At 56.7% G+C, this 4,602-nt stretch carries 3 protein-coding genes; all 3 read left to right on the top strand.

Going from position 1 to position 4,602, the window contains the following annotated elements:
* Window positions 1–50: 50 nt before the first annotated feature.
* Window positions 51–1,886 (top strand): DUF8186 domain-containing protein, encoded by a 1,836-nt coding sequence (locus ACFQO4_RS21130; protein ID WP_500262715.1) that lies wholly within the window; start codon window positions 51–53, stop codon window positions 1,884–1,886.
* A gap of 72 nt (window positions 1,887–1,958) precedes the next feature.
* A complete protein-coding gene (locus ACFQO4_RS21125; RefSeq protein WP_500262714.1) occupies window positions 1,959–3,443 on the top strand; it encodes a hypothetical protein in 1,485 nt (494 codons plus the stop codon).
* 54 nt (window positions 3,444–3,497) lie between these two features.
* A partial coding sequence (locus ACFQO4_RS21120) for an AAA family ATPase (protein ID WP_500262713.1) occupies window positions 3,498–4,602 on the top strand: 1,105 nt, incomplete at its 3' end.

The raw sequence follows: 4,602 nt of genomic DNA, 5'->3' as shown, positions 1-4,602 counted from the left end.
CTTGAGGTGAACCAAGAGTGGGCCGCCGCTCCACCCCATTACACTGATCTATGACGGCCAGTCGTCCCCTCACCGGTCTGGTGCTTGTCGCCCTCCTCACGCTCCCCGTCGTGAGTGCAGTCACAACACCAGCCAGTATCGCGCCGGACAACGCAACACGAGCGTTTCTCTCCGATGATCGTGACCCAGAAGCCGGATCGCTTCCACCGTTCGTGCTTCCCACCATCGACGACGTCGTCCGCGAGGAGAACGCCTCCCTGGCAAACCTCAGCCAGGTGCGCGATTTCACCTACACGACAACACAGCCACCCTATCGCGTTGGGCCGAACCAACAGACACTCAGCGAGTATCGAATTGCCCAGTTGGAATCCATCCAGCGCAACGAATCGACGAGTCTCTGGCTGTCCGACTCACAGCGCTCGAACGGAACCGTCATCAAAGACGCCCATATCACGATTCTCGGTACAGCGGACGGAGCGCGTACTCGCATCGGTGCTGGTGAGGAAATCCACGCTGGAAACCAAAGCGAGCGACTACTCATCCCCCGAAACGGTACCGTCCTGGCACACCTCGATTACTCGACCCGCCTCCCAAACCAGACATGTACCGTCACCGGCGACACCAGGACCTGTCTCTCCTATGACCTCCTCGATCAGGAGGTCGATCGGAGCGTCCGAATTGGGGAACAGACCTGGGTCAGCGATTCGGAGTCACCAGGACAACTCGAGTACGACGGCGCGAACGCGAGCGAGCCGACGATGATGCAGGTTCGTGCGACGATCAACTCGACAGTTGCCGCCACGACGAGTACCTACGTCCGTGACGGCGGCAGCTGGCAGTTATCGAATGCAACCGATGAAACGCTTCGACTCTCGCACACTGTCCAGGACAGTGAGCGTGTCACTGTCACGACGAACCAGGACCTAAACATCACACAGACAATCGTTCGCACTGAGGAGGATATCGACCGAATCGTCCTCACGTTCGAGAGGTCACAATCGCTCTCTGAGCGTCGACTCTGGAGCTATGCGCAGTTCGACGACGCAGAGGGACGCATCCAGAACGTCTGGGGTGTCTACTCACAGCGCCAGTACGTGAACGCGACACGTGGCCATCGCCTGTTCCCGGAATCGTACACCATCCCCTCAGTATCACCCCGGAACGAGACACGACTCACCCAGACGCTTACCGAGCAGTTCGCAACTGCACAGACACGCCAGCAGGCCGTCGCGTTCCCGAACGTCCTCGAGGTCCAGCTCATCGCGAACCGTCGCCAGCCGACGCTCGAGTGGACCCAACAGACGGACGCCACATCCGGTCCAGAGATCACGCACCTGGATGGTAGTAATCTGTCCGGTAGCGCGGCTCCGCTCGACCGCCATGTCAATCTCACCTCGGTTTCCCCTCGCGGCTATACGACAATCGTCATTACGAACGTCGACCAGCCGATTACGGAGGTCCGCGATATCCACAATGATTCGATTCCGCTGACGACCCAAACTGTTCGCGAGCAGAACGCGAGTCTCTCTACGACGGTTCTCAACGAGACCCATGCCAAAATCCAGCTGACGGACACGGCCACTAGTCAACCGCTGACGAACCAAACGATCTGGCTTCGAGGTGCGGCCCAAGGGCGAGCGACGACGAACGCTGACGGCGCCATCGTAGTCGAGCGGCGAGATCTCTACGTGACTGCTTCGTTTGCAGGTGTGGCTGACGCCTCCGAAAACGCCTACTACGGGCCAGTGCAGGCTCGAGTCGCGTTTCAGCCGGATCCGTTTGACATCTATCAACTCCTGACCAGCCTCGCGGGTGCGCTGGTTTCGGTGGTCGCGTTTATCATCTTCTTCGCACCGTTCGCGTACATGCGAAAGGAGGGGGGATAGAGCGCCCATGAGACGCTCGAGTGGTGGCTCTAACACGCACACAACAACCCCACAACAACCTCAGAACACACAATGATTGGCTCGAAATACCACGTCCCAACCGACGTCGCTCATGACAGCATCGGTCCCGAGATACTATCGGTCAGTCTGCACAGCATTGCGATTCTGTTGCCTGACGCACCTATAGTCTCACCCGCCGCCGTATTCTCCGACTGGATTGCCGACTTTTTCACCTACATCCTGACCGGGATTCTCGGTTTTATCGGCGAACTCGTCGCCAATGGGATACTCACGTTCATCATCTTCGATAGTCCCTACTCAGATCCTGGGATGCAGGCAGCCTTCCAGCACAATCTGGATATCTTCCCACAGCTGCTCGTGATCATGTTCATGGCGGGCGTCGCAACGAAGCCATTCGCCGACCGGATCGAAGTGACGAACTTCATGCTGGTGTGGAAAGCGCTGAAGGTGATCATCTTCGTCGCCGTTGCTCGGCAGATCATGCACTTCGGTCTGCTGTTGACGAACGCGCTTATCCGCCATATCTTCACTGCTGACTACGGCGCCGCGTTCGGCCCGGAGGTCTTGCAATCAGGCCTCGACGGGGCTGCAGCGTCGAGTTCCGGTGCGATCATCGGTGGACTCATCCTGAGTATGGTGTCTGTGGCAGGCATCCTCCTCGCGCTTGGTGTCTTCATCCTGCGGGAGTTCTTGTTAAATGCGACGTTCATCCTCCTACCTGTGCTCGGAGCGATGTTGTTCCTGGACTTCGGGCCGCTTCGCTACGCGTCGGAGATTTCGAAAACCGTCCTTCGAGCGACGGCCTACATGCTCCTCGCCGGAATTGTGATGGCTGGCCTCCTACAGACTGGTGCTGCAGCCGCCGGGGCATACGCGGACATGGCCGGTCAGGGGGCGACCGCTGCCCAGAGTCAGCAAGCGAGTGATCCCGGATTCGGGGAAGTTCTCGAGGCGTACCTCTTCTGGTTGATCGGACTCGTCGCTCCCGCACTCGTTGGCATCAAATCAGCGGCGATGGCCGGGCTGTCACCGCGGCGGATCTCCGGTCGACAGGGTGCGAAGAGTAAGTCGAGTTCTCAGGGCTCGTCGACGAACCAGTCCAGCGGAAAGTCGACTCGTACCGCCCTGATCGAACAGGCGAGACATGGGACGTCAAAAGGGGTGAGAGGAATCGACAAACACATCACTCGCGGGGTAGGTGGCGCCGCCGTTGGAAAAGCTGGTTTTGCTACTAGTCGGGCCAAGAGCGCGGTCGGAGGAGCACTCGCAAACAACATCTCGGAAGACAAGAGAGAATGGAGTAAAAGCAAAGGAAGAGCGATCAAGAAGGGAGGAAAGCGTACGGCAAAAGATGCACATGCAGGGGCGGACTACGCAACCCGAAATCTTCACCAATCGCCTGTCGATTGGGCAGAGGCAGGTCTCGAACGTTACCGTGAGAACCCCGTCGTAGATGCCGCTGATGACTCTAACTCAAAGCAACGAAACCTGGATGATTGGACGAACACGGCCTCAAACAAGGGTCGATCAGAATGACAGGGTGTTCGACCAGATGAATATACAAGATAATTTCGTAGGTTGAAACAGCATATGGACGATCGAGAACCCACCACGCCCTCAATTAAGCAGACGGCCGATAATCGAGGGTACAGCCACGTTTTCAGGACTATTGCTGTAGTTCTCGTTTCAACAATCCTATTAACTGGCTGCTATCTGTTCGTCCCATTAGGCGTGGTTTGGGTGGCCACGAAAGTCCCCTCGTCATTTGGGTGGCTCGCAGCAGTTGTCAGTATTCCCTCTATCTGGTTCCTCCCAGGATTCACTGCCATTGCCTTAGTAACGATTATGGAGCTGGTAGCAGGGCAGGATGACAAGGATATAGAACGAGGTTGGGTTTTTGGAATTATTGGTGGATCGACTATCTTGACCGCTATTTGGTTTCTTCCACTTTGGGGGACTGCTTTCCCCAGCGTTTCAGAGATGGTCCAAGTACTCCGAGCGCCGGCATTGTTCGATAACACATGGCTAATGGTTCTCAGTTGGATCGTCTCCGTTCCCATGATGACATACGCCGACCTCGCTGCTCACACGGAGACCAATACAAATAGCAACTCCCCAAAATCAAAGCAGAAGAGACAATCGAGTTCGATCAACTGCGCTAACCAGTCAACTGATTCTGCAGACGAGATAAGTCGAGATAGGGCTCAACCATATACTACCGGTGAGAACAACCAAGAGGTGGACCTGCAGGATTTAACGTACAGATGGGAACCTGCACCAGAGACACGGTTTGCAGATATTGGTGGGATGGAGTCGCTGAAAACAAATATCGAGAGATCTGTCCTTCGACCACTTACCCGGATTGACGAAGCCTACGAGCGGTTCAACGTCTCACCACCGAACGGGATTCTCCTTTACGGCCCACCCGGAACCGGGAAGACCCTATTCGCTCGAGCAATCGCCGGCGAACTCGGCCATCCGTACCTCGAGTTGTCTGCAGGCGATATCAAATCCCGGTGGATCAACGAGTCAACCGAGCAGGTCAACCAGCTCTTCGCCGAGGCTGAGCAGTTCGACCGGTGCGTCATCTTCATCGACGAAATCGATGCCCTCCTCGCTGACCGTGGAAATGACCTCCACCGAGAGCACGCCCAGGTCGTCAATGAGTTCCTCGCGCATCTGGACGACGAGAACC

It is taken from the genome of Saliphagus sp. GCM10025334, assembly GCF_042663485.1.
Taxonomy (GTDB): Archaea; Halobacteriota; Halobacteria; order Halobacteriales; family Natrialbaceae; genus Natronosalvus.
The sequence above is the reverse complement of the archived record's forward strand: the minus strand, read 5'-3'. Positions and strand labels throughout refer to the sequence as shown.